Consider the following 20,676-nt stretch of genomic DNA (forward strand, 5'->3'; position numbering starts at 1 on the left):
GGGACACCGGCCCCGGCGGCGTCCATCGGGCGGGGGCTCGGTCCCACCGGCCCTCGATCCGCAGCGCGTCGTACTCCGTCTTACGCCTTTGGACGCAGCGGTTGCGCAAGGCCCGGCCCGGCAACACGTTCTCGTTTGGGCGTCAGCATACAAGATCGTTAGATGAGGTTTGCCGGGACTTTCTCTCCTATAGGATGACGTCATCCGATCCCATCGCGCCGGACCCGTCATGCACCTCCACCACGCCGACCTCACCGTCTCCCCCTGGCGCAACGGCGCCGGCCGCAAGGCGGATGTGGTCGGCGGCTCAGGCTGGCTCATCACCTTCGCCTGGGTGGACAAGAATGCCGAGTTCTCCGACTTCGCGGGCCAGGACCGCACCATCACCCTGATCGAGGGCGACGGCTTCACCCTCGACTTCCAGGGCAGGCCACCGCTGGTCCTCGGCACGCCGCTCCAGCCCCGCTGGTTCGACGGCGGCTGGCGTGCCCGCTGCCGCCTGCATGGCAGCCCGAGCATGGTCCTCAACGCCATCTCCGAGCGCGCCGTCTGGCGCCATTCCGTCGAGATTCGCGTCCCCCGTCCGGAGGACACCGGCTTCGCCGTGCTGCTGGAGGACGGCGGCCCCGGCTACGATCGGCTCGATACGGTCAGCCTGCCCGCCCCCACCGTCACCGTGCCCTGCGCCGTCATCCGCTTCGACCGAAAGGCTTGAGGCGCCGGCGCCATGGGCCGACACTCCCCGCAAAAGCGGGAGGCGCCCCATGGATTTCGGCCAGTTCAACCTGATGGGCTATCGCGGGCCGGGCACCGACCTGGCCAGCCTCTATGACGGCGCCGTCGCCCAGGTGAAGGCGGCGGAGGGAGCCGGCTTCGCCATCTCCTGGTTCGCCGAGCACCATTTCTCGAATTACTGCGTCTGCCCTTCGCCGCTGATGATGGTCGCCCGCTGCGCCGGCGAGACCCGCCGCATCAGGCTCGGCAGCGGCGTCGTCATCGTCCCGCTTTACCATCCCTCCCGCCTCCTGGCCGAGATCGGCATGGTGGACCAGATGACCCATGGCCGCCTCGTGCTCGGCATCGGTAGCGGCTACCAGCCCTTCGAATTCGAGCGCTTCGGCGCCGACCTCGCCGAGAACACGCCCCGCACCCTGGAATTCATGGAGATGCTGGAACAGGCGGTGGCGAACGAGACCTTCAGCTTCGACGGCCGCTTCCACACACTGCCGGAGACCCATATCGCCGCCCGCCCGGTCAACGGCGTGCCCGAGGTCTGGGTCGCTGGCGACAATCCGGAGCTCCACCGCATGGCGGCCCGGCGCGGCCATGTCGTCATGGTGACGCCCCGCCACTACACCGCCGAGCTGCTGGCCAAGGCCCGCTCCCGCTTCGAGGCGACCTGGCGCGAGGCCGGGCAGGACCCGGCGCGGCTGCGCTTCGGCGCCCTCCGCCATATGTGCGTCACCGACAGCAAGGCGGAGGCCGAGGGCTTCCTCGAGAATATCCGCTACCAGATCCGCCTCTCCCAGAGCCTCCGCCACCGCGAGCAGCACATGCAGGGCGGCATGCTGCTCGAGAAGCCCTGGCCCGGCGAGATGAGCCTCGAGGACATGGCCCGCCACATGCTCGTCGGCGATGCCGAGACCATCGCCGAGCGCATGCTGGCCGAGATCAGGGCCGCGCACCCCTGCCACTACCTCCTGCAATTCCAGGCCGGCGCCTCGACAACCGCGCTCGCCCTCCGCAGCATCGAGGGCTTCGCCACCAAGGTGCGCCCGCTGCTGGAACGCGCCCTCGGCCCGCTCGAAAGCCTCGCCGCATGACGACGCCCCGCTTCGCCGATCTCCGCTTCCCGACCCCGACGCGCGACAGCCTCGCCGCCGGACATGCCACGCTCGACGCCAAGCTCGATGCGGGCGCCCTCGGCGACGCACTCGCCGCCTGGGACCGGGAGCGACGCGACTACGAAAGCTGGTCGAGCCTCGTCCATCTCCGCTTCTCCCAGGATACGCGGAACGCCGAGGCCAAGGCCGCCCGCGAATATGCCGATGCTCTCTCCCCGGAGGCGACGGCGCACGAGGTCGCGCTCAAGCGCCGCCTCCTCGCCTGGCCTGACCGCGCGGCGCTGGAGGCCGCCGTAGGCCCGCATGTGCTCCACCTCTGGGAGACCGACATCACCACCTTCGACCCGGCGATCGCCGGCGACCTGGAGGAGGAGGCGAAGCTCACCGCCCGCTATACCGAGCTGATGGCCTCGGCGCAGATCGCCATCCGCGGCACCACGACGAACCTCTCCGGCCTCGCGCCCTTCGCCGAGGACCCGGACCGCGCCACCCGCCACGAGGCCGAGGCGCTGCGCTGGGGCTTCTTCGCGGCGCACGGCGAGGAGTTGGACGCGATCTATGATTCGCTCGTCCGCCTCCGCCACGGCATGGCCCGGAAGCTGGGCTACGAGAACTACCTCCCCCTCGGCTATCGCCGCCTCCGCCGCACCGACTACGACGCCGGGGATGTTGCCCGCTACCGCGACCAGGTGGCCGAGCATGTCGTTCCCCTTGTCGCCCGCCTGCTGGAGGCCCGCCGCCAGCGCTTCGGCTGGGACCGCCTGCGCTATTGGGACGAGGCGCTGATCGACCCGGAGGGCAACCCGAAGCCCATCGGCGACCACGACACACTCGTCGCCGCCGCCCAGGCGATGTTCGACCGTATGGATCCCCGCCTCGCCTCCTTCTACCGGCTGATGGAGGAAGGCGGCTTCCTCGACATGCGCAACCGGCCGGGCAAGGCGGGCGGCGGCTTCTGCACGTCGTTCCCCTCCGTCGGCGTCCCCTTCATCTTCGCCAATTTCAACGGCACGCATCACGACATCGGCGTCTTCACCCATGAGATGGGCCACGCCTTCCAGAACTGGGAAAGCCGGAGCCTGCCCGGCATCGACCAGCTCTGGCCCACCATGGAGGCGGCCGAGATCCACTCCATGGGCCTCGAATTCCTGACCTACCCGCATATGGCGCTGCTGGTGGGGGAGGGGGCGGCGGAGCGCTTCCGCCGCATGCATCTCGAAACCTCGCTCGCCTTCCTGCCTTATGGCGTCTGCGTCGACCACTTCCAGCACGAGGTCTACGAGAACCCGGAGGCGACGCCCGCCGAGCGCCACGCCATCTGGCAGCGGCTGGAGCGCCGCTACATGCCCTGGACCGACTACGGCGACCTGGCCTACCCCGCGAAGGGCGGCCGCTGGCAGGCGAAGCAGCACATCTACAACTCGCCGCTCTACTACATCGACTACACGCTGGCCCTCTGCTGCGCGATGCAGTTCTGGGTGAAGTCCCGCCACGATGCCCCGGCAGCGCTGGCCGATTACGTGGCTCTCTGCGCGCGTGGCGGCGGCGCGCCCTTCCAGGACCTCGTCCGCTCCGCCGGCCTCGTCTCGCCCTTCGCACCGGGCGCGCTCGCCGATGTGGCGCGCGAGGCGGAGGCGGTGCTGGCGGCCTGATCCTGGGCCGTCCTGCCCGGGCACCGGGGCAGGGCGGCCACAGGCATGACTTGGCTGCCTGATTGACAATGAGAGTCATTCGCATCTATGCGGCGGGGACAGCCAGCATCCGGATGCCGTCATGGGCCATATTCAGCTTCCCGCCGCCACCTACGCCACCGGCAGCTACGCCAGCATGCCGCAGGCGATGGCCGATCTCTGGCCATCCGAAACCCTCATCCTCACCGGATTGCGGGACTGGCTGGACGCCGTGCGGCAGGGCGAGAGCCCGCTGCCCCGGCTGCGCCGGCTGATGACGGGGCCCGGCATCCCGGATGCGGCGCTCTCCGTCGACCACCTGCTGCGGGTCATCGCCCGCAGCGCCCGCTGGCAGGTCGATATCCGCTGCGCCCGCTGCCCCTATCTCTCACGCGACGAGCAGCGCCTGCTCTGCGCCGCCGCGGAGGCCCAGGCCGGCCTGTCCGCCCGCGCCCGGGCCACGCTGCAATCCGGCCTGCTGCCGCGCCAGGGCGCGGAGTTCGCCCTGGCCTCGCTGGAAGGTCTGGGCCGGTTGATGCGCTCCGCCGGCCTCATCCTGCCGCGGCGCTTCGCCGGGCAGGGGGCGGATCAGCCGGCCTGGCTGTGAGCCGGCAGGCCGAACCGCCGGGCCACCTCGGGGAAGTCCCGCGCCTCCGGGTGCCGTCTGTCGGCAAGGGTCCCGTCCTCCGGCCGGACGAGCTGGCACCCCCGCATCCCGGCCGCGCCGGCCGCGTCCAGCTCCTCGGCGACGTCGGAGAGGAACAGCACCTCCCCCGGCGCCACCCCGAGCGCCCCGGCGATGGCGTTGTAGCTGGCCCGCTCCCGCTTCCCCCCAACCCGCGTGTCGAAGAAGCCGCCGAACAGCGGCACCAGGTCGCCGGCGACCGAATGCCCGAAGATCAGCCGCTGCGCCTCCTCGGAGCCCGAGGAATAGACCGCAAGCCGGACGCCGCCCGCCGCCCAGGCCTGGAGGCACGGCGCCACATCCGGCCAGAGATGTCCCTTCAGCCGCCCATCCGCATAGCCCTGCCGCCAGATCAGCCCCTGCAAGGCCTTGAGCGGCGTTACCTTGGCATCCGCCGCCATCCAGCCGCGCAACACGGCGACGGGCTCCCGCCCCGGCTCCGCCTGCCAGACCTCGTCGAGGATCGCCGCCACGGCCGGCTCCCCGCCATGTGCGGCAAGGAACCCTTCCAGCGCCTCCGCGGCAAAGGGGAACAACTCCTCCTTGACGAAGGCGATGGCGGTGGTGGTGCCCTCGATATCCGTCAGCACCACGCGCGGCGGCACGGCCTCAGGCGACAACGGGAAAGCGCTGCGCCATGTCGGTGCCGGTGAACTGCGCCACCCAGCCGGAGGGGTCGGTGAAGACCCGCAGCGCACAGAAATCCGGCCGCTCGCCCGCGTCGAACCAGTGCCGCGTATTCGCCGGCACGCTGATCAGGTCGCCCTGCTCGCAGCGCGCATCCCACACGCGGCCATCGACATGCATGACGAAATGCCCGGCGCCGCGGACGAAGAAGCGCACCTCGTCCTCGGTATGGATGTGCTCGTTGAGGAATTTCTCGCGCATGGCCTGCGCCTGCGGATGATCCGGCGTGAGGGCCACCACATCCGCGCTGCCGGCACCCGTCACGCCCATCAGCGCGTCGAGATGCGGGCGATAGGCCTCGAGGATCTGCTCGTTCGTCGCGCCATCGGGGACGGTCACGCCCTCCCAGCGCTCGAAGCGCACGCCGATGCCGCGCAACGCCTCGGCGATCCGCCCGGCATCCTCGGTCTTCAGAACCTCGCGGCCACCCTCGGCCTCCCACACCGTCAGACGGCTCATGACAGCCTCCTTGCTTCCAGCTCGCAGCGGAGCATGAACTCGACAGCCTCCAGCCGCATCAGGGCCTGCGGCATGTCGGCGCCCCAGACATAGATACCATGGCCCCGCAGCAGATAGCCCGGCAACACGCTCGCCGCCCCGCCCCAGCGCGTCTCCACGGCATCCTGCAGCCGGCCGATATCCTGATCGTTGTCGAAAACCGGCAGCTCGACCGCGGCTGCATGGGTGGCGAGGCCCGGGAAGGCCTTCAGCAACTCATAGCCTTCGAGGCGGATGCTCTCGCCCGCCAGCCGCGACAGCACCGTCACCGGCACCGAATGCCCGTGCAGCACCGCCCCCGCCTCGGGGAATCGCCGATAGATTCCGCAATGCAGCCCGGTCTCGGCGGAAGGCCGGTCGCCCTCGCGCAGCGACCGCCCATCGAGCCCGACGCGGATCACCCCATCGGCGTCGAGGAAGCCCTTGTGCCCGCCGGAGCGGGTGATCGCCACCGTCCCGTCCCGCAGCCGGACCGAGATGTTCCCGGCCGTCGCCGGGACCCAACCGAAGCGGTCCAGCCGCTGCCCGGCGGCGACGATCGCCTCCCGGGCCTCGGCCAGCTCCGGCATCAGGCCGCCGGGCGGCTCGTCGTCGTGGTGGTCGTGGCGTGCGGCGTGGTCGTCGCGGCCGGGCCCTGGATCGTCCCGGTCGGATGCGTGCCCGGCGCCGGCGGCGCGCCCTCGGCGAGCGAGGCGTCATCCTCCTCCTTCATGTTCTTCTTGAAGGACTTGATGCCGGTGGCGAGGTCACCCATGAGGGTGCTGATCTTGCCGCTGCCGAAGAGCAGAAGCACGACCAGCAGCACGATGAGCCAATGCCAGATGCTGAAGGAACCCATGTGACGCCCCGATAAACCTTTGTTGCAGGCCGCGCCGGGCGACCCTTGCCGGGCCGGACACTAATGCGGCGGCCACCGTAGAGCAAACCCGGAGATGGCCCGACGCGGCAGCCGGCACAACGGGGTTGACAGCGCTTTTCGCCTCGACCATATCGGCATCGATCCGGGCCCCTCTGGCCGCCTGGCGCCAGGCTCCCGCCTGCCGTCCGGCGAGCGATGTCGGATCGCGTGCAACGCGCGCGATCGGGCCCGTCGATATCCCACAGGGCCAGCCCGTCGCGCCCATAGGGAGCTTTCCGGCGATGGCGCCGTCGATCTGGTTCTGGGTTTGGTTCAATGCGGCCGTGCTCGGCCTGCTGCTGCTCGATCTGGGCGTCTTTGCCCGCCGTGGCCCGGACGGCCAGCCGGCCCCCGTGCCGGTCCGCATCGCGCTCTGGAAATCGGCTGCCTATGTCGTCCTGGCGCTGGGCTTCTTCGCCTGGCTCTGGACCGGCTACGGGCCGGAGGAGGGGCGGCAGGCCCGCGCCTTCGAATTCCTCACCGGCTATGTCATCGAGTGGTCGCTCTCGGTCGACAACATCTTCGTCTTCGTCCTGATCTTCGCCAAATTCGGCGTCCCCGCCGCCTACCAGCACCGGGTGCTGTTCTGGGGCATCCTCGGCGCGCTGGCGATGCGCGCGGCGATGATCCTGCTCGGCACCAGCCTGCTGCGCGAGTTCGACTGGCTGATGGTGGTCTTCGGCCTGTTCCTCGTCTTCAGCGGCTGGAAGATGCTGCAATCGGTGGGCGCGCCCGAGGGCGACCCGCGCGACAACCCCGTCCTCCGCTTCCTCCAGCGCCGCCTGCCGGTGACCGAGGGCTTCCGCGGCAGCGCCTTCACCGTGCGCGAGGCCGGCCGCTGGATGCTGACCCCGCTCGCCCTGGTGCTGATCCTGGTCGAGCTGACCGACCTCGTCTTCGCGCTCGACAGCATCCCGGCGATCTTCGCCGTCACCACCGACCCGTTCATCGTCTACACCGCGAACGTCTTCGCCATCCTCGGCCTGCGCGCGATGTACTTCGCCCTCTCCGGCGTCATCCACCGCTTCCGCTACCTGAAACACGGGCTATCGATCGTGCTGATGATCGTGGGCGTGAAGATGCTGGCCAATTACTGGGCGGGCGGGAAAGCGGTGCCGGTCGAATGGGCCCTGCTGCTGACCGGCAGCATCATCGGCGGCTCCATCGCGCTCAGCCTTTGGCGCACCCGCGCAAAGGCCCATTGAGCGGGGAGGGGGATCAGGCCTCGGCCCTGATCCCCAGCCGCCGGATCAGCCCGCCCCAGCGCGCCGCCTCGGCGGCCATGAAGGCGCGCATCCCCTCCGGACCGCTCGCCACCAGCTCGAAGGCGGCGGCCTCCAGCGCCGCCCGCGCCTCCGGCGCCGTCAGCGCCCGCTGCGCCTCGGCCGAGAGCCGCGCCACCCGCTCGCCGGGCGTCGAGGCCGGGGCGATCAGCCCGATCCAGGCATAGCTCGCCGCATCGGCGATCCCCGCCTCGGCCAGCGTCGGCACGTCCGGCGCCTGCGGAATCCGCGCCTCGGCGGTGGCCGCCAGTGCCCGCACCTGCCCCTCGCGCAGCTGCGGCAGGATGCCGGCGGCGATGATGACCATCGCATCGATCCGCCCTGCCACCAGGTCGATCACCGCCGGCGGGAAGCCACGATAGGGGACGTGCAGCATCTCCCCACCCGCCCGCGCCAGCAGATCCATCATGGCGAGGTGCCCGCCCGAGCCCGAGCCCACCGAGCCGAAGGAGTACCGCCCCGGCTCCGCCTTCACCCTGGCCAGGAACTCGCCGAGACTCCCGACCGGCAGGCCCGCCCGCACCACCAGCAGCTGCGCCCCCCGCATCAGCAGCGAGACCGGCGCCAGGTCCCGCACCGGGTCGTAGGGCAGGTTCGGGTAGAGCGCCGGCGCCGTCGTCAGCGGTCCGTTGATCGAGACGCCGAGGGTGTGCCCGTCCGCCGCCTTCGCCACCGCCTCCGTGCCGATATTGCCGCCCGCGCCGGGCCGGTTCTCGACCACGCAGGGCTGCCCCAGTACCTGGCTGAAATGAGTGGCGACCGTCCGTCCGGCGATATCCGGCGTCGAGCCGCCGGGGAAGGGCACGATCAGCCGGAGCGGCCGCTCCGGCCAGGACGCCTGGGCGGCGGCAGGGGATGCCCGGCCGGCCGCGGGCAGGGCAGGGGCGGCCAGCAGCAGGCGGCGCGGGATGGGCATGGGCGGCGTTTCCCTCGGCAAGATTCGCCTCGCTTCCAGCACGAACCCGCCCGGCCCGTAAAGCCGCCGGGCTACGGGTTAGGCCGCTGCTGCCGCCACTCCCGCGGCGAGAGTCCGTACTGCCGCTTGAAGGCGCGGCTGAACGCCTCCTCCGAGGCATAGCCCACCGCATGCGTTACCTGCCCGACGGTCCGCCCGCCCTCGCGCAGCTGCTGCCCGGCGCGGTGCAGCCGCCAGGCGGCCAGGTAGCGCATCGGCGGCATGCCGAGCAGCGCGGAGAAGCGCTCGACGAAGGCGCTGCGCGACATCCCGACCGCCCGCGCCAGGCCCGCCACCGACCAGCGCAGGGTGATGTCGCCATGGATCAGCCCCAGCGCCCGGCCGATGCAGGGATCGCCGAGGCCCCGCAGCCAGCCCGGCCCCACCGGCCCGGGTGCTGCGAGGTGGCGCCGCATCGCCTCCAGCAGAAGCGTCTCCGACAGCCGCGACACCACGTCCGAGGTCGGCAGCCGTCCCGCCGCCAGCTCGGCCGCGGCGAAGCGCACCGAGGCCTCGACCCAGCCCCAGGCGGCGCCCTGCCGCAGGTCGAGCCGCAGCACCGGCGGCAGGCTGGCGATCAGCGGGTTGGCTGCCCCCTCGCTGCCGAGGAAGCCGCAGACGAGATGCGTCGCCGCGCCGCCGCCGCCATGGCGGATCCGCGCCAGGCCGCCCCCGGCCGCCGGCCGCAGCAGCGCCTCCGCCCGGACCGGCAGGAGCCCCGGCCCGCTCGACAGCGCATGCCCGTCGTTCCGCGGGAACAGCACGACCTCGCCGGCCCGGACGAGGAAGTCCGGCGCCTCCGCCAGGCCGACCCGCATCTCCCCCTCCAGCACCACGTGATAGGCGATCAGATGGTAAGGGGCCGCCAGCAGCTCGGCCCAGAGGCCGGGCGGCACCTGCGCGGTCACGCACCAGGGCGCGGTGAAATGCGCCTCGACGAAGAGGCCGCCGGTCAGCCGCACGGATCGCAGCACATCCGAGAGCGGGTCCATCGGCCGGGCTCCCTCGTCCTGCCGGACGCCCGGCTAGATCATCCGGCCGGCCGGTCATTCGCCTTCGCCGGCGGATTGTCTAATTGCAACCCGTCGCGGGGCAACGCCGGCGGGAGGCCGGCTGCCCCCGGCCCGATCACGACCACGGGGAGGACAAGCGATGAGGAAACGCGAATTTGCAGCCGCCGCGCTGGCCGCCGCGGTGGCGCCGCTCGCCGCCCGGGCCCAGGGCGGGGGGCAAGGCGCAACGCAAGGCGCGCACGGCCATGGGCCGCACGCCACGGTGCAGCCCAATGCGCTCCGCTGGTCGGCGCCGGCCGCCTATGCCCGCGGCGCCCAGCTCGCCGTGCTGCACGGCGACCCGTCGAAGGAGGGCATGTATGTCGTCCGCCTCCGCGTGCCCGCCGGCTTCCGCATCGCCGCCCATACCCATCCGAACGACGAGAACGTCACCGTCCTCTCCGGCAGCTTCAACATCGGGACCGGTGACCGGCTGGACGAGGCGAAGGGCGAGCGGGTGGCCGCCGGCGGCTATTCCTTCGTGGCGAAGGGGATGACCCACTACGCCTGGTTCACCGAGGATACCGAGCTTCAGCTCCACGGCATGGGGCCGCAGGGCATCCGCTACGTGAACCCCGCCGACGACCCGCGCAACCAGTAGCGCCGGCCCCGGCGCGGCTCAGCCGCCGATCAGCCGCCGCCTGAGCCGCGCCGAGAGCCAGTCGATCGCCGCGACGGTCGCCACCATCAGCAGGATGATGAAGGCGACCTCGTCCCAGTGCCTGACGCGGATGCGCTCCGAGATCTGCAGCCCGATCCCGCCCGCGCCCACCACGCCGAGGATCGCCGCCGAGCGCGTGTTGCTCTCGAAGAAGTAGAGCGCCTGCGCCAGCATCACCGGCAGCACCTGCGGCAGCACGCCGAAGCGCAGCCGCGCCAGGAACCCGCCGCCCGCCGCGGTGATGCCCTCCACCTGCCGCCGCTCGGCATTCTCGATCGCCTCGGCATTCAGCTTCGCCAGCACCGCCACGTCGGCCGTGGCGATCGCCAGCACCCCGGCCAGCGGCCCGAGCCCCACCGCGCGCACGAAGGCCAGCGCCCAGATCAGCTGGTCGATGCCGCGGAACCCGTCGAAGACCCGCCGCAGCGAGAAGCGGAACAGCGTGTTGGTGACGACATTCCCCGCGCCGAGGAAGCCGAGCGGCACGGCGATCACCGCCGCGATGAAGGTGCCGAGGAAGGCCATGGCGACGCTCTCGGCGAGGCCCTGGAGGATGTCCACCCACAACTCGCCCGGCGAGGGCGGCACCATCAGCCGTAGGATCGTCGCCAGCCCCGCGAGCCCGTTCCACAGCCGCTGCGGCGAGACGTCGAAATGCCAGAGCGCCCAGCCGAGCCAGAGCAGGAAGCCCAGCCAGCCGAGCCCCGCCAGCACCCGCCCGCGCGGGCCGGCGCCGAAGGCCCCCGGCACCCGCGCCCGCCAGGCCGCCACATCCGGCGCCGCGCTCATCGCATCGCCCCGATCACCCGGTGCCGCAGCCGCTCCGACAGCAGGTCGATGGCGAAGACGGCGAGGATGACCAGCAGCAGGATGGCGCTGATCTCCTCGTAGTAGTTGAAGGCGATCACCTTGTAGAGCTCCTCGCCGATCCCTCCCGCGCCGACGAAGCCGATGACGCTGGCCGAGCGCAGGTTGATCTCGAACCGCAGCAGCGCGTAGCTGAGCAGGCTCGGCGCCACCTGCGGCAGGATGGCGAAGCGGCAGGCCTGCGCCCAGCCGCCCCCCGCCGAGCGCACCCCCGCCCAGGCGCCGAGCCCGGTATTCTCGATGCTCTCGGCGAAGAGCTTGCCGCAGGCGCCGGCCGTGTGCACCGCGATGGCGAGGATGCCCGCCAGCGGCCCGACGCCGAAGGCCCAGACGAAGATCAGCGCGAAGACGATCTCGGGCACCGTCCGCATCGCCTCCAGCAGCCGCCGCGCCAGCGGGTTCAGCACCCGCCCGGCGCCGAGGTTGCGCGCCGCGGGGAAGGCCAGCAGCAGCGCCGCCCCGGCCCCCGCCAGCGTCGCCAGCGCCGCCATGTTCGCCGTCTCGAAGAGCAGCCAGGCCCAGCTGTCCAGCCGGTACATCCAGAAGGCGAGGCTGCCCTCCGTCTCCACCCCGCCCAGCAGCGCGTCCCAGCGCAGCGCCGGCAGGATGCGCGAGAAGTACTCGCCGATGCGCGGCAGCCCCGCGAGCAGCGTCGCCGGATAGGCTTCGCTGATCCGCGCCGAGGCCAGCAGGCAGGCGGCGAGGATGACGAGGCCGAGCAGCGTCGCCCGCCACTTCTGCCGCCGCGCCGCGCGGTAGGCGGCCTCGCCCTGAAGGATGACGGAAGTGCTCAGTTGCGTCGCCGGCGTTCCGCCGCCTCCTGCCGTCGCATGTCGATCATGAACTGGTAGTCGGCGGCCGAGACCTCGCGGTAGCCCGCCCCGCCGCCGCGCTCGATCTGGCGGTAGATGTCCGGATGGGCCTTCGGCAGCGCCAGGTGGAAGAGCCTCATGTCTTCCTTGAAGGCGGCCGGCAGCTCGCTCCGCACCGTCTGCGGCCCGTTGATGATCGGCTCGGACCGCCAGATCACCCAGAGCTGCCGCATGTCGACCAGCCCCTTCTCGACCATCGCGCGCAGCGCCCCGCGGGTGAAGCCCTGCGCCTCGTCGCCCTGGCCGCTCGCCCAGGTGACGGCGGCGTCGTACTGCTTCTGCAGCACCGCGACGACCGCCTGCTCATGCCCGCCGGCAAAGCCCGTCCGCCCGAAGAACTGCTCCGGGTTGATCCCCTGCCGCCGGAGCGAGAAGCGCGGGATCAGGTAGCCGCTGGCGGAATTGGGGTCCGACCAGGCCATCGCCTTGCCGCGCATCCCCTCGATGGAGGTGATGCCGCTATCGGCCCTGGCTAGCATCACCGCGACGTAGGAGACGGAGCCGTCCGCCTCCTCCGTCGTCACCAGCGGCTCGACGCCGCCATTGGTGTCGAGCCAGGCGCCCGCATAGGCCGCCGGCGACATGTTGGCGATGTCGAGCTGCTTCGCGCCGAAGGCCTGGATCACCCCGGCATAGTCGCTGGCCGGGAACAGCCGCACCGGCAGCTCGAAGGTCCGCTCCAGCAGCGCGCGATAGGCGTCGAACCGCCCCAGCCGGTCCGCCTCGTTCTCGCCGCCGAGCAGCCCGACGCGGAGCTGCGGCAGCTGCGCCTTCCAGGCCCGCGCCCCGGCGTTGGGGAATTCGATCCCCGCATCCACCGAGCGCCGCTGAGCCAGGGCAGGGCAGGGGAGCAGGGGGAGGGCCAGCAGGCCGGCCAGGGCAGCGCGTCGCGTCGGCATCGGGGTGCTCCGTCCAGGGTCGAACCCCGGACTATGCCACCGCCAGGGTGACCGGGGCAGGCTCGGCGGCCCGCCGCCGCGCCTCCGCCTCGGCGGCGAATTCCTGCTCGGTGATGCCGTAGACCGCCCGCACCCGTTCTGGCGTGAGCGCCGCCGGCGTCCCGTCGAAGACGATCCTGCCCGCCTGCATCGCGACGATCCGGTCGCAATACTGCCGCGCCGTGTCGAGATGGTGCAGGTTGACCAGCACCGTCAGCCCGTCGTGGCGGTTCACGTCGCGCAGCGCATCCATCACCAGCTGCGCGTTGCGCGGGTCGAGCGAGGCGATCGGCTCGTCGGCCAGCACCAGCCGCGGCTGCTGCAGCAGCGCCCGGCACAGCGCGACGCGCTGCTGCTGCCCGCCCGAAAGCGTCTCGGCCCGCTGCAGCGCCGTCTCGGCCAGGCCGAAGCGGTCGAGCGCCGCCAGCGCCATCGCCCGCTCCTCCGCGGTGAAGCGCGCCCCCACCAGCACCATCAGCGAGCGCCAGCCGCGCTGCCAGGCGAGCCGCCCGATCAGCACGTTGGTCAGCACGTCGAGCCTTTGGACGAGGTTGAACTGCTGGAAGACCATGGCGCAGTCGCGCCGCCATTCGCGCAGGCCCCGCCCCTCGAGCGCCGTCACGTCCCGCCCGCCCGAAAGGATCTGCCCCGAGGAGGGCGTCTCGAGCCGGTTGATCATCCGCAGCAGGGTGGACTTGCCCGCGCCCGACCGCCCGATGATGCCGACCATCTGCCCGGCGGGCACATCGAGGTCCACATGGTCGACGGCGACCGTCGCGCCGAAGCGCCGGGTCAGCCCCCTCAGTTCCAGCATGCCGCGCGCACCCATCCAGGCCGCGACATCCTGTTCCAGCGCCGCCACTTGCCGCAACCCCACGACCGCCCCTCCGGTCAGGACCGCCGCCGGCGCTCGTTCGCCTCCTCCCGCCGCATCTCGACGAGGAACTGGAACTGCGCGTGCGTCACCTCGCGGTAGCCGGTGCCGCCGCCACGCTCGATCTGCTCGTAGACCTGCGGGTTGCTCGTCGGCAGCGCCAGGTGGAAGGCCTTCATGTCCTCCTTGAACTCCGCCGGCAGCGTGGTGCGGACGGTAAGCGGACCGTTGATGATCGGCTCCGAGGTCCAGATGATGCGGAGATCGGACATGTTCAGCATGCCCTTCTCCACCATCGCCCGCAGGTTGCCGCGGGAATAGCCCTGCGCCGGGTCGCCCTGGCCGGAGGCCCAGGTCATCGCCCCGTCGTACTGCTTCTGCTGCACGGCGACGACGCCCTGCTCGTGCCCGCCGGCGAAGCCGGTGCGGCTGAAATACTGCCCGCTCTCGACGCCGATCCCCGCCTTCCGGAGCGCGAAGCGCGGGATGAGGTAGCCCGAGGTGGAGTTCGGGTCTGCCCAGGCCAGCGACTTGCCGCGCATCTGCTCGAGCGAGGTGATGCCGCTGTCGGCACGCACCACCAGCACCGAGACATAGGAGATGGAGCCGTCCTTCTCCTCCGGCACCAGCAGCGGCTCGACGCCGCCATTGGTGTCGAGCCAGGCGCCCGCATAGCCGGAGGGGCCCATCGAGGCCATCTCGATCTGCCCCGCGCTGAAGGCCTGCAGCACGCCGGCGTAGTCGGAGGCCGGGAACAGCCGCACCGGCAGCCGGAAGGTCTCCTCCAGCAGCTTCTGGTAGGGCCCGAAGCGCCCGAGCCGGTCGCTCTCGTTCTCGCCGCCGAGCAGGCCGATGCGTAAGCTCGGCATCTGCGCCTTCCAGGCACGCTCGCCCGCTGCCGGCATCGCCACGCCGGAATCGAGGGTGCGGCGCGCGGCGCGGGCGGCGGCAGGCAACAGCGCGGCGCCGGCCAGGAGGCCGGCAAGATGGCGGCGAGCGAGCATTTGGGGGCCTCTCCCATTCGACTTCGGCGAGCCTCTAGCAATGCCCCGTGACGGACGGATGATGGAATGATGACATCCCCATGTCCCTTGTCGGGTCCCTTGCCAGCCCGGCCCCGCCGCCGCAGCCTCCGCGCAACCCGAGGAGGAAACCGATGCCGGACCGCCGCACCCTGCTGGCCCTGCCCCTGCTGCTTGCCCCGCGCATGGCGCGCGCCCAGGAGGCCTTCCCCGCCCGCCCCATCGCCGTCTATTCCGGCTACGCCCCGGGCGGCGTCACCGACGTGACCTCCCGCGCCGTCGCCGAGCGGATGTCCCGCGAACTCGGCGTCCCCGTCGTGGTCGAGAACCGGGTCGGCGGCGCCACCGCCGTCGCCAACACGGCGGCCGCCCAGGCCCGGCCTGACGGCCACACCCTGCTGATGGGCACCTCGTCGCTGGCCATCAATCCCGGCCTCCAGCCGAACCTCACCCCACGCGAGCCGATGCGGGAGCTGGCGCCGATCGGCATGGTCTTCCGCAGCGCCTTCGTCCTCCACATCCACCCCAGCCTGCCGGCGACGACCACCGTGGAGCTGATCGCCTGGTGCCGCGCCAATCCGGGCCGGCTCAATTTCGGCAGCAGCGGCACCGGCGCGGTGAACCACCTGTCGCTCGCCCTCTTCGCCCAGCGCGCCGGCATCGAGGTGACGCATGTGCCCTACCGCGGCGGCGCCCCCGCGCTGATCGACCTCCGCGCCGGCCGCATCGGGGCGATGTTCCAGGCCGTGCTCGAAGCCCTGCCTGCCTTGCAGGACGGCGCCACCCGCGGCCTCGCCATCTCCGCCGCTGTCCGCGAGCCGCTGCTGCCGGAGATTCCGCCCGTTGCCGACACGCTCCCCGGCTTCGATGCCGTGTTCTGGCAAGGCCTTTTCGCCCCCGCCGGCACGCCCGCCCCCGTCCTCGCCCGGCTCGGCACCGCCCTCCGCGCCGCGACCGAGGATGCCGACCTCCGGGCCCGCCTCGCCCAGCAGGGCGTGGCGCTGACCACCGGCGACGCGGCGGCGCTGGCCGACCTCCTCGCCCGCGAGACCGCCCTTTGGGGCCGCCTCATCCGCGAGGCCGACATCAAGCCGGATTAATGCCTGTACATAGATTACAACCGTGTAATTTTAGAACTATTCGATAAAGCAACATTGGGGGCCCCGGCCGGCCTGCAAATCCCCATCGTCTGCCAGAATGAAATACGGGGTAACGGAGGTTGAAGACATGTCAGCTTTGTACTGCCGATAAAATCCAGGACATTTCCAATCAAAGAGACTGCCCGGCCGGTCCCCCCAAGATTAAGGTCAGGCCAGAACCGAGGTGCGTCCATGTCCGCCATCCTCCACCCCGCCGGACTCCAGGCCGAGCCCCCGCTCGGCGCGGCGGATGTCGCTGCCCCCGCCCGCGCCGCCGTCGAAGGATTGCGTCACACCATTCACTCTAACCTTCGCCGCGCGGCCGATGCCCTGCCTTTCCTCGACCGCCCCCGCGCCGCCCGGCGGTTGACCCGGCGCATGGAGGCCGCGCTCGGCTACACCCCCAACCTCCGCCACCCGCGCACCTTCAACGAGCACGTCGCCTGGAAAATCCTCAACGACCGTAGCCCGTTGATTCCGTTGACGACGGACAAGGTCACCGCCCGCGACTACGTGGCCGCGAAGGCCGGCTCCGACCTGTTGATTCCCCTCCACGGCATCTGGGACCGCGCCGAGGACATCCCCTGGGACGATCTCCCCGAGCAGTTCGCCCTCAAGGCCGCTCATGGCTGGCAGATGAACCTGCTGGTTCGGGACAAGGCCGTGCTCGACCGCGCCACCGCCGTCCACCAGTGCAATGCCTGGCTTGCCGAGGACCACTATCAGGTGACGGGAGAGTGGGGCTACCGCAACCTCCGCCCCCGCCTGCTCGCTGAGTCCCTGATCGCCGGCGACCGCCCGAGCGGCGTGCCGGAGGACTTCAAATTCTACGTCTTCCGCGGCCGCGCCCGGCTGCTCTCCATCCATCTCGACCGCGGCACGGAGCAGTACGGCTACCGCTTCTACACGCCGGATGACCTCCGCCCGCTGCCCTTCATGGGCGGCGGCTGGCGCGGCCCCGTTCCCTACACCCCGCCGCCCGAGGCCAGGGCGCTCGCCGCCATCGCCTCCCGCCTCGGCGAGGATTTCGATTTTGTCCGCGTCGACCTCTACCTCGCCGGCGGCAAGCCCTGGTTCGGCGAGCTGACCCACTACCCCGCCAGCGCCTGCATCCGCTTCCCGAGCATGGTCCAGGACCGCTTCATGGGCGACATGTGGTCCGGTCGCATCTGAACCCCCGACTTGCACCGGGGCGCCGGCACCGCCGATAGTCTCCCCCAAGCAACCAAACTGGGGAGACATCGACGATGCTGGGCCTGATGCAGGACCGACCGCTGCTGATCTCGAGCCTGCTGGAGCATGCCGCCCGCCACCACCAGGGCGCCAAGGTCGTCTCCGCCCGCCCCGACGGCACCCTCGTCCGCCATACCTGGCCCGAGATCGCCGCCCGCGCCGCCCAGCTCGCCCATGCGCTGGCCGCCCGCGGCGTCAAGCGCGGCGACCGCATCGCGACCCTCGCCTGGAACGAGCACCGCCACCTCGAGGCCTATTACGCCATCTCGGCCATGGGCGCCGTCCTGCATACGGTGAACCCGCGCCTCTTCCCCGGCCAGATCGCCTATATCCTCGCCGATGCCGAGGACACCCACCTGCTGGTGGACCCGACCCTCCTCGCCGGCGCCGAGGCCCTGGCCGACAAGCTCCCCGCCAGCCTCCGCACCGTCATCGTCATGGGGACGGAGGCCGACCTGCCCGCCGAATGCCCCCTCCGCGGCCGCTGCGAGCTGCTGGCGCAGGAAAGCCTGATCGCCGGCCAGCCGACGACCTTCCCCTGGCCCGAGCTCGACGAGCGCAGCGCCTCCTCGCTCTGCTACACCTCCGGCACCACGGGCGAGCCGAAGGGCGTGCTCTACAGCCACCGCTCGACGGTGATCCACGCCATCAGCACCCTGCAGAAGGACTGCTTCAACATCGGCGCGCAGGACGTGGTGATGCCTGTCGTGCCGATGTTCCACGTCAATGCCTGGGGCATCCCCTATTCCAGCGCCGCCGCCGGCGCCTCCCTCGTCCTGCCGGGGCCCAAGCTCGACCCTGCCAGCCTCCATCGCCTCATCGAGGAGGAGGGCGTCACCTTCTCCGCCGGCGTGCCCACCATCTGGACCGCCCTGCTGAACTGGCTCCGCGCCGACCCCGCCCGCCGCTTCGCCAACCCGCCGCGCCTGGTCGTCGGCGGCACCGCGCTGCCGACCGCCATCAACGCCGGCTTCCTCAAGGAGTACGGAGTCCCCATCCTCCATGCCTGGGGCATGACCGAGACGAGCCCGCTCGGCACCACCAATGCCCGCAAGCCCGAAAACGCGGACTGGGACGCCGACCGCTTCCTCGACTACGCCCGCAAGCAAGGCCGCCCGCTCTTCGGCATCGAGATCCGCATCCGCGAGGGCAATGGCCAGGAGATCGCCCATGACGGCACGGCCTTCGGCGAACTCGAGGTCCGCGGCCCCTGGGTCGCCGGGCAGTACTTCAACCGCCCCGGCGACGCCGCCTTCACGGAAGATGGCTGGTTCCGCACCGGCGACGTGGTGACCGTGGACGAGCTAGGCTGCATCGAGATCGTCGACCGCGCCAAGGACGTCATCAAGTCGGGCGGCGAGTGGATCAGCTCCATCACCCTCGAGAACCTCATCATGGGCCACCCCGCGGTGCAGGAGGCGGCGGTGATCGCCATGCCCCACCCGAAATGGGACGAGCGCCCGCTGCTGCTGGTCCAGCCCAAGCCCGGCGCCACCCCGACCGCCGAGGAGATTCTCGCCTTCTACGAGGGCAAGGTGGCGAAGTGGTGGATTCCCGATGCGGTCGAGTTCGTCGAGAGCCTGCCCCACACCGCGACCGGCAAGCTGTGGAAGGCCGACCTCAAGACCCGCTACAAGGACGCCCGCAAAGCGGGGTAAGGGGAGGGACCGCCACCTCCCCCCCTCATGCGCGGGCCCGCCTCGCGCCTCCGATGGCATCGTTTCCTGAACGGAGTCCGTGCCGATGCGCATCGCGGTCCTCGCCGATGCCCATGGCAATCTGCTCGCTTTGGAGGCCGTGTTGTCTGACCTGCGCCGGCAGGCGCCCGACCTCATCGTCAACCTGGGCGACCTGGCCACCGGGCCCTTCGATCCGGCAGGCAGCGCCGATGCGCAGATCGCCCTGGGATGCCCGACCTTGGCCGGCAACCACGAGCGCAACCTCTTGGAAGGTGATGACTCCAGCGGCTCCGTCGCCTTCGCCCGTCCGCTGCTGTCGGCCGCTCACATGGCCTGGATCGCAACCCTGCCTGCGACGCTGCGGCTCGCGGATGGCGAAGTCTTCGCCTGTCACGGCAGTCCTGCGGGGGGCGATCTCGATTACCTGCTTGATGACGTGGCGAGCGGCCGGGCAGTCCTCGCCCCCGACGATGCGATCCGGTCGAGGCTGGCGGGCATCGGCTCCGCGCGCCTCGTGCTGTGCGGCCATACGCACATGCCGCGCATGGTTCGGGTCGGCGACGTGACCGTGGTGAATCCCGGCAGCATCGGGATGCCTGCCTACGCGGACGACGATCCGGTTCCCCATGCGATCGAGGCCGGAGCACCCCACGCCCGCTATGCGGTGGTCACCCGCGAGCCGGGCGGAATATGGTCCGCCGCGCTGCACGCCGTCGCCTATGACTGGGACCGGGCCGCGGAGCAGGCCCGACGGAATGGCAAGCCGGGCGTGGCGCGCTGGACCGCGACCGGGCGGGTTCAGGAGATTTCAGGGCCGAGCGGCTGATCTGGGGCCATTCCCGAGCGGGTTCAGGGACTACACCCGCAGCGCCAGGTGCAGGAACTGGTTGAACGAGCTCGCCTGATAGCCGCCGAAGGCCTCGCCATTCACGAAGCCCCGCCGCCGGTACAGCGCGAGCGCCGGCTCGAAGGCCGGCCCGGTCCCCGTCTCCAGGCTGAGCCGCGCGAGGCCGCGTGCCCGCGCCGCGCCGATGATGTGCTCGAGCAGCGCGGCCGCCACGCCCTGCCGCAGATGGTCGGGATGGGTCCGCATGGACTTCACCTCTCCTGTGCCGTCGCCGAGCAGCTTGAGCGCCCCGATCCCGGCGATGGCATCGCCCTGCCAGGCCGACCAGACCGTCACCCCCGGCGCCGTCAGCCCCGACAGGTCGAGGGCATAGACGGACCCGGGCGGCGAATTGGCGTGCATCCCGGCCAGATGGAGGGCCAGGAGCCGCCTGGTCGGCTCGCCGGAGAGGTCGTCTTCGCGGATCTCGAACATGCGCACCTGCAACGCTCCTGGCGCCGAGTATGCCGCCGCCGGCGCGACCGGGAAGCCCCGCCGGCCTTGCCTTTTCGGTTCGTTCCTGTTATGTTCGCGGCCTGCCACGGGAGCCGCCCGCTATGCCCCTCCTCCGCCGCAAGCCCCGCCGCCCCGACCCCATCCCCGCCGGCCTCGTCCCGCCCGACTTCCTGACCCGGCACGACATCCTCCGCCGCATCTATCTCGACCCGCTCACCGGCCTGACGCCAGCCCGCCCCTGGGCGCCCATGACCGATGCCGAATGGGCCGAGATGGAACCCCTCATGGCCGCCATGGCCTGCGGCATGGCCGAGCGCGGCCGGCCGCTCGACGGCACCCCGCGCGCGCGGCTCGACGCCATCTTCCGCTGGGCCACCACCAAGCATCGCGGCGGCCGCGCCCCCCTGGCGCCTGCTGCCGCCCGGGCATGGCAAGCCCGACACCGTCTCCCGCTCCTACCGCCGCTGGGCCAAGGCC

22 protein-coding genes and 1 pseudogene are annotated in these 20,676 nt (G+C 71.4%); 11 read left to right on the top strand and 12 right to left on the bottom strand.

Features of this window, described 5'->3' with window-relative positions; translation table 11 throughout:
- Positions 1 to 229 precede the first annotated feature (229 nt).
- The 4 genes from JMJ56_RS11545 to JMJ56_RS11560 all read left to right on the top strand — a co-directional run bounded on the left by JMJ56_RS11545 (position 230) and on the right by JMJ56_RS11560 (position 4,121).
- The gene (locus JMJ56_RS11545) at positions 230 to 715 is read left to right on the top strand and encodes a HutD/Ves family protein (RefSeq protein WP_202831745.1); all 486 of its coding nucleotides are present in this window, start codon (positions 230 to 232) and stop codon (positions 713 to 715) included.
- A gap of 49 nt (positions 716 to 764) precedes the next feature.
- A complete protein-coding gene (locus JMJ56_RS11550) occupies positions 765 to 1,823 on the top strand; it encodes an LLM class flavin-dependent oxidoreductase (RefSeq protein WP_202831746.1) in 1,059 nt (352 codons plus the stop codon).
- Positions 1,820 to 3,496 (top strand): M3 family oligoendopeptidase, encoded by a 1,677-nt coding sequence (locus JMJ56_RS11555; RefSeq protein ID WP_202831748.1) that lies wholly within the window; start codon positions 1,820 to 1,822, stop codon positions 3,494 to 3,496. Before JMJ56_RS11550 ends, JMJ56_RS11555 begins: the two co-directional genes overlap by 4 nt.
- A gap of 121 nt (positions 3,497 to 3,617) precedes the next feature.
- On the top strand, positions 3,618 to 4,121 hold the full coding sequence (locus JMJ56_RS11560; protein WP_202831750.1) for a hypothetical protein: 504 nt from the start codon (positions 3,618 to 3,620) through the stop codon (positions 4,119 to 4,121).
- Here the strand turns inward: JMJ56_RS11560 and mtnC are convergent.
- Genes mtnC through JMJ56_RS11580 form a run of 4 tightly spaced genes read right to left on the bottom strand, consistent with a single transcriptional unit; the run spans position 4,103 to position 6,222 of the window.
- The gene (gene mtnC, locus JMJ56_RS11565) at positions 4,103 to 4,819 is read right to left on the bottom strand and encodes an acireductone synthase (RefSeq protein WP_236037650.1); all 717 of its coding nucleotides are present in this window, start codon (positions 4,817 to 4,819) and stop codon (positions 4,103 to 4,105) included. The genes JMJ56_RS11560 and mtnC overlap by 19 nt on opposite strands.
- The gene (locus tag JMJ56_RS11570) at positions 4,809 to 5,345 is read right to left on the bottom strand and encodes a 1,2-dihydroxy-3-keto-5-methylthiopentene dioxygenase (RefSeq protein ID WP_202831751.1); all 537 of its coding nucleotides are present in this window, start codon (positions 5,343 to 5,345) and stop codon (positions 4,809 to 4,811) included. Before JMJ56_RS11570 ends, mtnC begins: the two co-directional genes overlap by 11 nt.
- Positions 5,342 to 5,953, bottom strand: a complete 612-nt coding sequence (locus JMJ56_RS11575) for a methylthioribulose 1-phosphate dehydratase (protein WP_202831752.1) — start codon at positions 5,951 to 5,953, stop codon at positions 5,342 to 5,344. Before JMJ56_RS11575 ends, JMJ56_RS11570 begins: the two co-directional genes overlap by 4 nt.
- Positions 5,953 to 6,222 carry a twin-arginine translocase TatA/TatE family subunit gene (locus JMJ56_RS11580; protein ID WP_043364721.1) on the bottom strand — a complete coding sequence of 90 codons (270 nt, stop codon included), beginning with the start codon at positions 6,220 to 6,222 and terminating at the stop codon, positions 5,953 to 5,955. Before JMJ56_RS11580 ends, JMJ56_RS11575 begins: the two co-directional genes overlap by 1 nt.
- A 302-nt stretch (positions 6,223 to 6,524) precedes the next feature.
- Here JMJ56_RS11580 and JMJ56_RS11585 point away from each other — a divergent pair, with 302 nt between their 5' ends.
- Positions 6,525 to 7,487, top strand: a complete 963-nt coding sequence (locus tag JMJ56_RS11585) for a TerC family protein (protein ID WP_202831754.1) — start codon at positions 6,525 to 6,527, stop codon at positions 7,485 to 7,487.
- 13 nt (positions 7,488 to 7,500) lie between these two features.
- Here JMJ56_RS11585 and JMJ56_RS11590 read toward each other — a convergent pair whose 3' ends face one another.
- Both JMJ56_RS11590 and JMJ56_RS11595 read right to left on the bottom strand, forming a co-directional pair.
- Positions 7,501 to 8,481 carry a Bug family tripartite tricarboxylate transporter substrate binding protein gene (locus tag JMJ56_RS11590; RefSeq protein ID WP_202831755.1) on the bottom strand — a complete coding sequence of 327 codons (981 nt, stop codon included), beginning with the start codon at positions 8,479 to 8,481 and terminating at the stop codon, positions 7,501 to 7,503.
- Between the two features lie 71 nt (positions 8,482 to 8,552).
- Positions 8,553 to 9,512, bottom strand: coding sequence for an AraC family transcriptional regulator (locus JMJ56_RS11595; protein WP_202831757.1), 960 nt, complete (start codon positions 9,510 to 9,512; stop codon positions 8,553 to 8,555).
- Positions 9,513 to 9,672: 160 nt separating this feature from the next.
- On the opposite strand from JMJ56_RS11595, the gene JMJ56_RS11600 reads away from it, so the two are divergent.
- Positions 9,673 to 10,173: a cupin domain-containing protein gene (locus tag JMJ56_RS11600; protein ID WP_202831759.1), complete on the top strand. Its 501-nt coding sequence runs from the start codon at positions 9,673 to 9,675 to the stop codon at positions 10,171 to 10,173.
- 18 nt (positions 10,174 to 10,191) lie between these two features.
- Here the strand turns inward: JMJ56_RS11600 and phnE (JMJ56_RS11605) are convergent, their stop codons facing one another.
- Genes phnE (JMJ56_RS11605) through phnD (JMJ56_RS11625) form a run of 5 tightly spaced genes read right to left on the bottom strand, consistent with a single transcriptional unit; the run spans position 10,192 to position 14,788 of the window.
- Positions 10,192 to 11,022, bottom strand: coding sequence for a phosphonate ABC transporter, permease protein PhnE (gene phnE / locus JMJ56_RS11605; RefSeq protein ID WP_202831761.1), 831 nt, complete (start codon positions 11,020 to 11,022; stop codon positions 10,192 to 10,194).
- The gene (gene phnE, locus JMJ56_RS11610) at positions 11,019 to 11,894 is read right to left on the bottom strand and encodes a phosphonate ABC transporter, permease protein PhnE (RefSeq protein WP_202831832.1); all 876 of its coding nucleotides are present in this window, start codon (positions 11,892 to 11,894) and stop codon (positions 11,019 to 11,021) included. The genes phnE (JMJ56_RS11605) and phnE (JMJ56_RS11610) overlap by 4 nt, the downstream gene beginning before the upstream one ends.
- Complete coding sequence (gene phnD, locus JMJ56_RS11615; protein WP_202831763.1) at positions 11,891 to 12,871, bottom strand: phosphate/phosphite/phosphonate ABC transporter substrate-binding protein; 981 nt, start codon at positions 12,869 to 12,871, stop codon at positions 11,891 to 11,893. Before phnD (JMJ56_RS11615) ends, phnE (JMJ56_RS11610) begins: the two co-directional genes overlap by 4 nt.
- Positions 12,872 to 12,902: 31 nt before the next feature.
- On the bottom strand, positions 12,903 to 13,787 hold the full coding sequence (phnC, locus tag JMJ56_RS11620) for a phosphonate ABC transporter ATP-binding protein (RefSeq protein WP_328702359.1): 885 nt from the start codon (positions 13,785 to 13,787) through the stop codon (positions 12,903 to 12,905).
- Positions 13,788 to 13,801: 14 nt separating this feature from the next.
- Positions 13,802 to 14,788, bottom strand: a complete 987-nt coding sequence (gene phnD / locus JMJ56_RS11625; RefSeq protein ID WP_202831765.1) for a phosphate/phosphite/phosphonate ABC transporter substrate-binding protein — start codon at positions 14,786 to 14,788, stop codon at positions 13,802 to 13,804.
- A 152-nt stretch (positions 14,789 to 14,940) separates the two neighbouring features.
- Here phnD (JMJ56_RS11625) and JMJ56_RS11630 point away from each other — a divergent pair, with 152 nt between their 5' ends.
- The 4 genes from JMJ56_RS11630 (at position 14,941) to JMJ56_RS11645 (ending at position 19,683) form a co-directional block, all read left to right on the top strand.
- Positions 14,941 to 15,906: a Bug family tripartite tricarboxylate transporter substrate binding protein gene (locus JMJ56_RS11630; RefSeq protein ID WP_202831766.1), complete on the top strand. Its 966-nt coding sequence runs from the start codon at positions 14,941 to 14,943 to the stop codon at positions 15,904 to 15,906.
- A 231-nt stretch (positions 15,907 to 16,137) separates the two neighbouring features.
- Positions 16,138 to 17,118, top strand: a complete 981-nt coding sequence (locus JMJ56_RS11635) for an ATP-grasp fold amidoligase family protein (protein ID WP_202831768.1) — start codon at positions 16,138 to 16,140, stop codon at positions 17,116 to 17,118.
- 74 nt (positions 17,119 to 17,192) lie between these two features.
- Positions 17,193 to 18,836, top strand: a complete 1,644-nt coding sequence (locus JMJ56_RS11640; protein ID WP_202831770.1) for a long-chain fatty acid--CoA ligase — start codon at positions 17,193 to 17,195, stop codon at positions 18,834 to 18,836.
- Positions 18,837 to 18,921: 85 nt separating this feature from the next.
- Positions 18,922 to 19,683, top strand: a complete 762-nt coding sequence (locus JMJ56_RS11645) for a metallophosphoesterase family protein (protein WP_202831772.1) — start codon at positions 18,922 to 18,924, stop codon at positions 19,681 to 19,683.
- A gap of 30 nt (positions 19,684 to 19,713) precedes the next feature.
- Here the strand turns inward: JMJ56_RS11645 and JMJ56_RS11650 are convergent, their stop codons facing one another.
- Positions 19,714 to 20,178, bottom strand: coding sequence for a GNAT family N-acetyltransferase (locus JMJ56_RS11650; RefSeq protein WP_202831773.1), 465 nt, complete (start codon positions 20,176 to 20,178; stop codon positions 19,714 to 19,716).
- A gap of 122 nt (positions 20,179 to 20,300) precedes the next feature.
- Here JMJ56_RS11650 and JMJ56_RS11655 point away from each other — a divergent pair.
- A pseudogene (locus JMJ56_RS11655) lies at positions 20,301 to 20,676 on the top strand (hypothetical protein); the annotation flags it as partial.

The sequence above is a fragment of the Belnapia arida genome (genome assembly GCF_016773205.1).
GTDB classification, from domain to species: domain Bacteria; phylum Pseudomonadota; class Alphaproteobacteria; order Acetobacterales; family Acetobacteraceae; genus Belnapia; species Belnapia arida.

Excerpts from the sequence above, each read along its gene's own strand:
- JMJ56_RS11545 (WP_202831745.1), top strand. The coding sequence starts at position 230 with ATGCACCTCCACCACGCCGACCTCACCGTCTCCCCCTGGCGCAACGGC.
- JMJ56_RS11550 (WP_202831746.1), top strand. The coding sequence starts at position 765 with ATGGATTTCGGCCAGTTCAACCTGATGGGCTATCGCGGGCCGGGCACC.
- JMJ56_RS11555 (WP_202831748.1), top strand. The coding sequence starts at position 1,820 with ATGACGACGCCCCGCTTCGCCGATCTCCGCTTCCCGACCCCGACGCGC.
- JMJ56_RS11560 (WP_202831750.1), top strand. The coding sequence starts at position 3,618 with ATGGGCCATATTCAGCTTCCCGCCGCCACCTACGCCACCGGCAGCTAC.
- JMJ56_RS11570 (WP_202831751.1), bottom strand. The coding sequence starts at position 5,345 with ATGAGCCGTCTGACGGTGTGGGAGGCCGAGGGTGGCCGCGAGGTTCTG.
- JMJ56_RS11575 (WP_202831752.1), bottom strand. The coding sequence starts at position 5,953 with ATGCCGGAGCTGGCCGAGGCCCGGGAGGCGATCGTCGCCGCCGGGCAG.
- JMJ56_RS11580 (WP_043364721.1), bottom strand. The coding sequence starts at position 6,222 with ATGGGTTCCTTCAGCATCTGGCATTGGCTCATCGTGCTGCTGGTCGTG.
- JMJ56_RS11585 (WP_202831754.1), top strand. The coding sequence starts at position 6,525 with ATGGCGCCGTCGATCTGGTTCTGGGTTTGGTTCAATGCGGCCGTGCTC.
- JMJ56_RS11590 (WP_202831755.1), bottom strand. The coding sequence starts at position 8,481 with ATGCCCATCCCGCGCCGCCTGCTGCTGGCCGCCCCTGCCCTGCCCGCG.
- JMJ56_RS11595 (WP_202831757.1), bottom strand. The coding sequence starts at position 9,512 with ATGGACCCGCTCTCGGATGTGCTGCGATCCGTGCGGCTGACCGGCGGC.
- JMJ56_RS11600 (WP_202831759.1), top strand. The coding sequence starts at position 9,673 with ATGAGGAAACGCGAATTTGCAGCCGCCGCGCTGGCCGCCGCGGTGGCG.
- phnE (WP_202831761.1), bottom strand. The coding sequence starts at position 11,022 with ATGAGCGCGGCGCCGGATGTGGCGGCCTGGCGGGCGCGGGTGCCGGGG.
- phnD (WP_202831763.1), bottom strand. The coding sequence starts at position 12,871 with ATGCCGACGCGACGCGCTGCCCTGGCCGGCCTGCTGGCCCTCCCCCTG.
- phnD (WP_202831765.1), bottom strand. The coding sequence starts at position 14,788 with ATGCTCGCTCGCCGCCATCTTGCCGGCCTCCTGGCCGGCGCCGCGCTG.
- JMJ56_RS11630 (WP_202831766.1), top strand. The coding sequence starts at position 14,941 with ATGCCGGACCGCCGCACCCTGCTGGCCCTGCCCCTGCTGCTTGCCCCG.
- JMJ56_RS11635 (WP_202831768.1), top strand. The coding sequence starts at position 16,138 with ATGTCCGCCATCCTCCACCCCGCCGGACTCCAGGCCGAGCCCCCGCTC.
- JMJ56_RS11640 (WP_202831770.1), top strand. The coding sequence starts at position 17,193 with ATGCTGGGCCTGATGCAGGACCGACCGCTGCTGATCTCGAGCCTGCTG.
- JMJ56_RS11645 (WP_202831772.1), top strand. The coding sequence starts at position 18,922 with ATGCGCATCGCGGTCCTCGCCGATGCCCATGGCAATCTGCTCGCTTTG.
- JMJ56_RS11650 (WP_202831773.1), bottom strand. The coding sequence starts at position 20,178 with ATGTTCGAGATCCGCGAAGACGACCTCTCCGGCGAGCCGACCAGGCGG.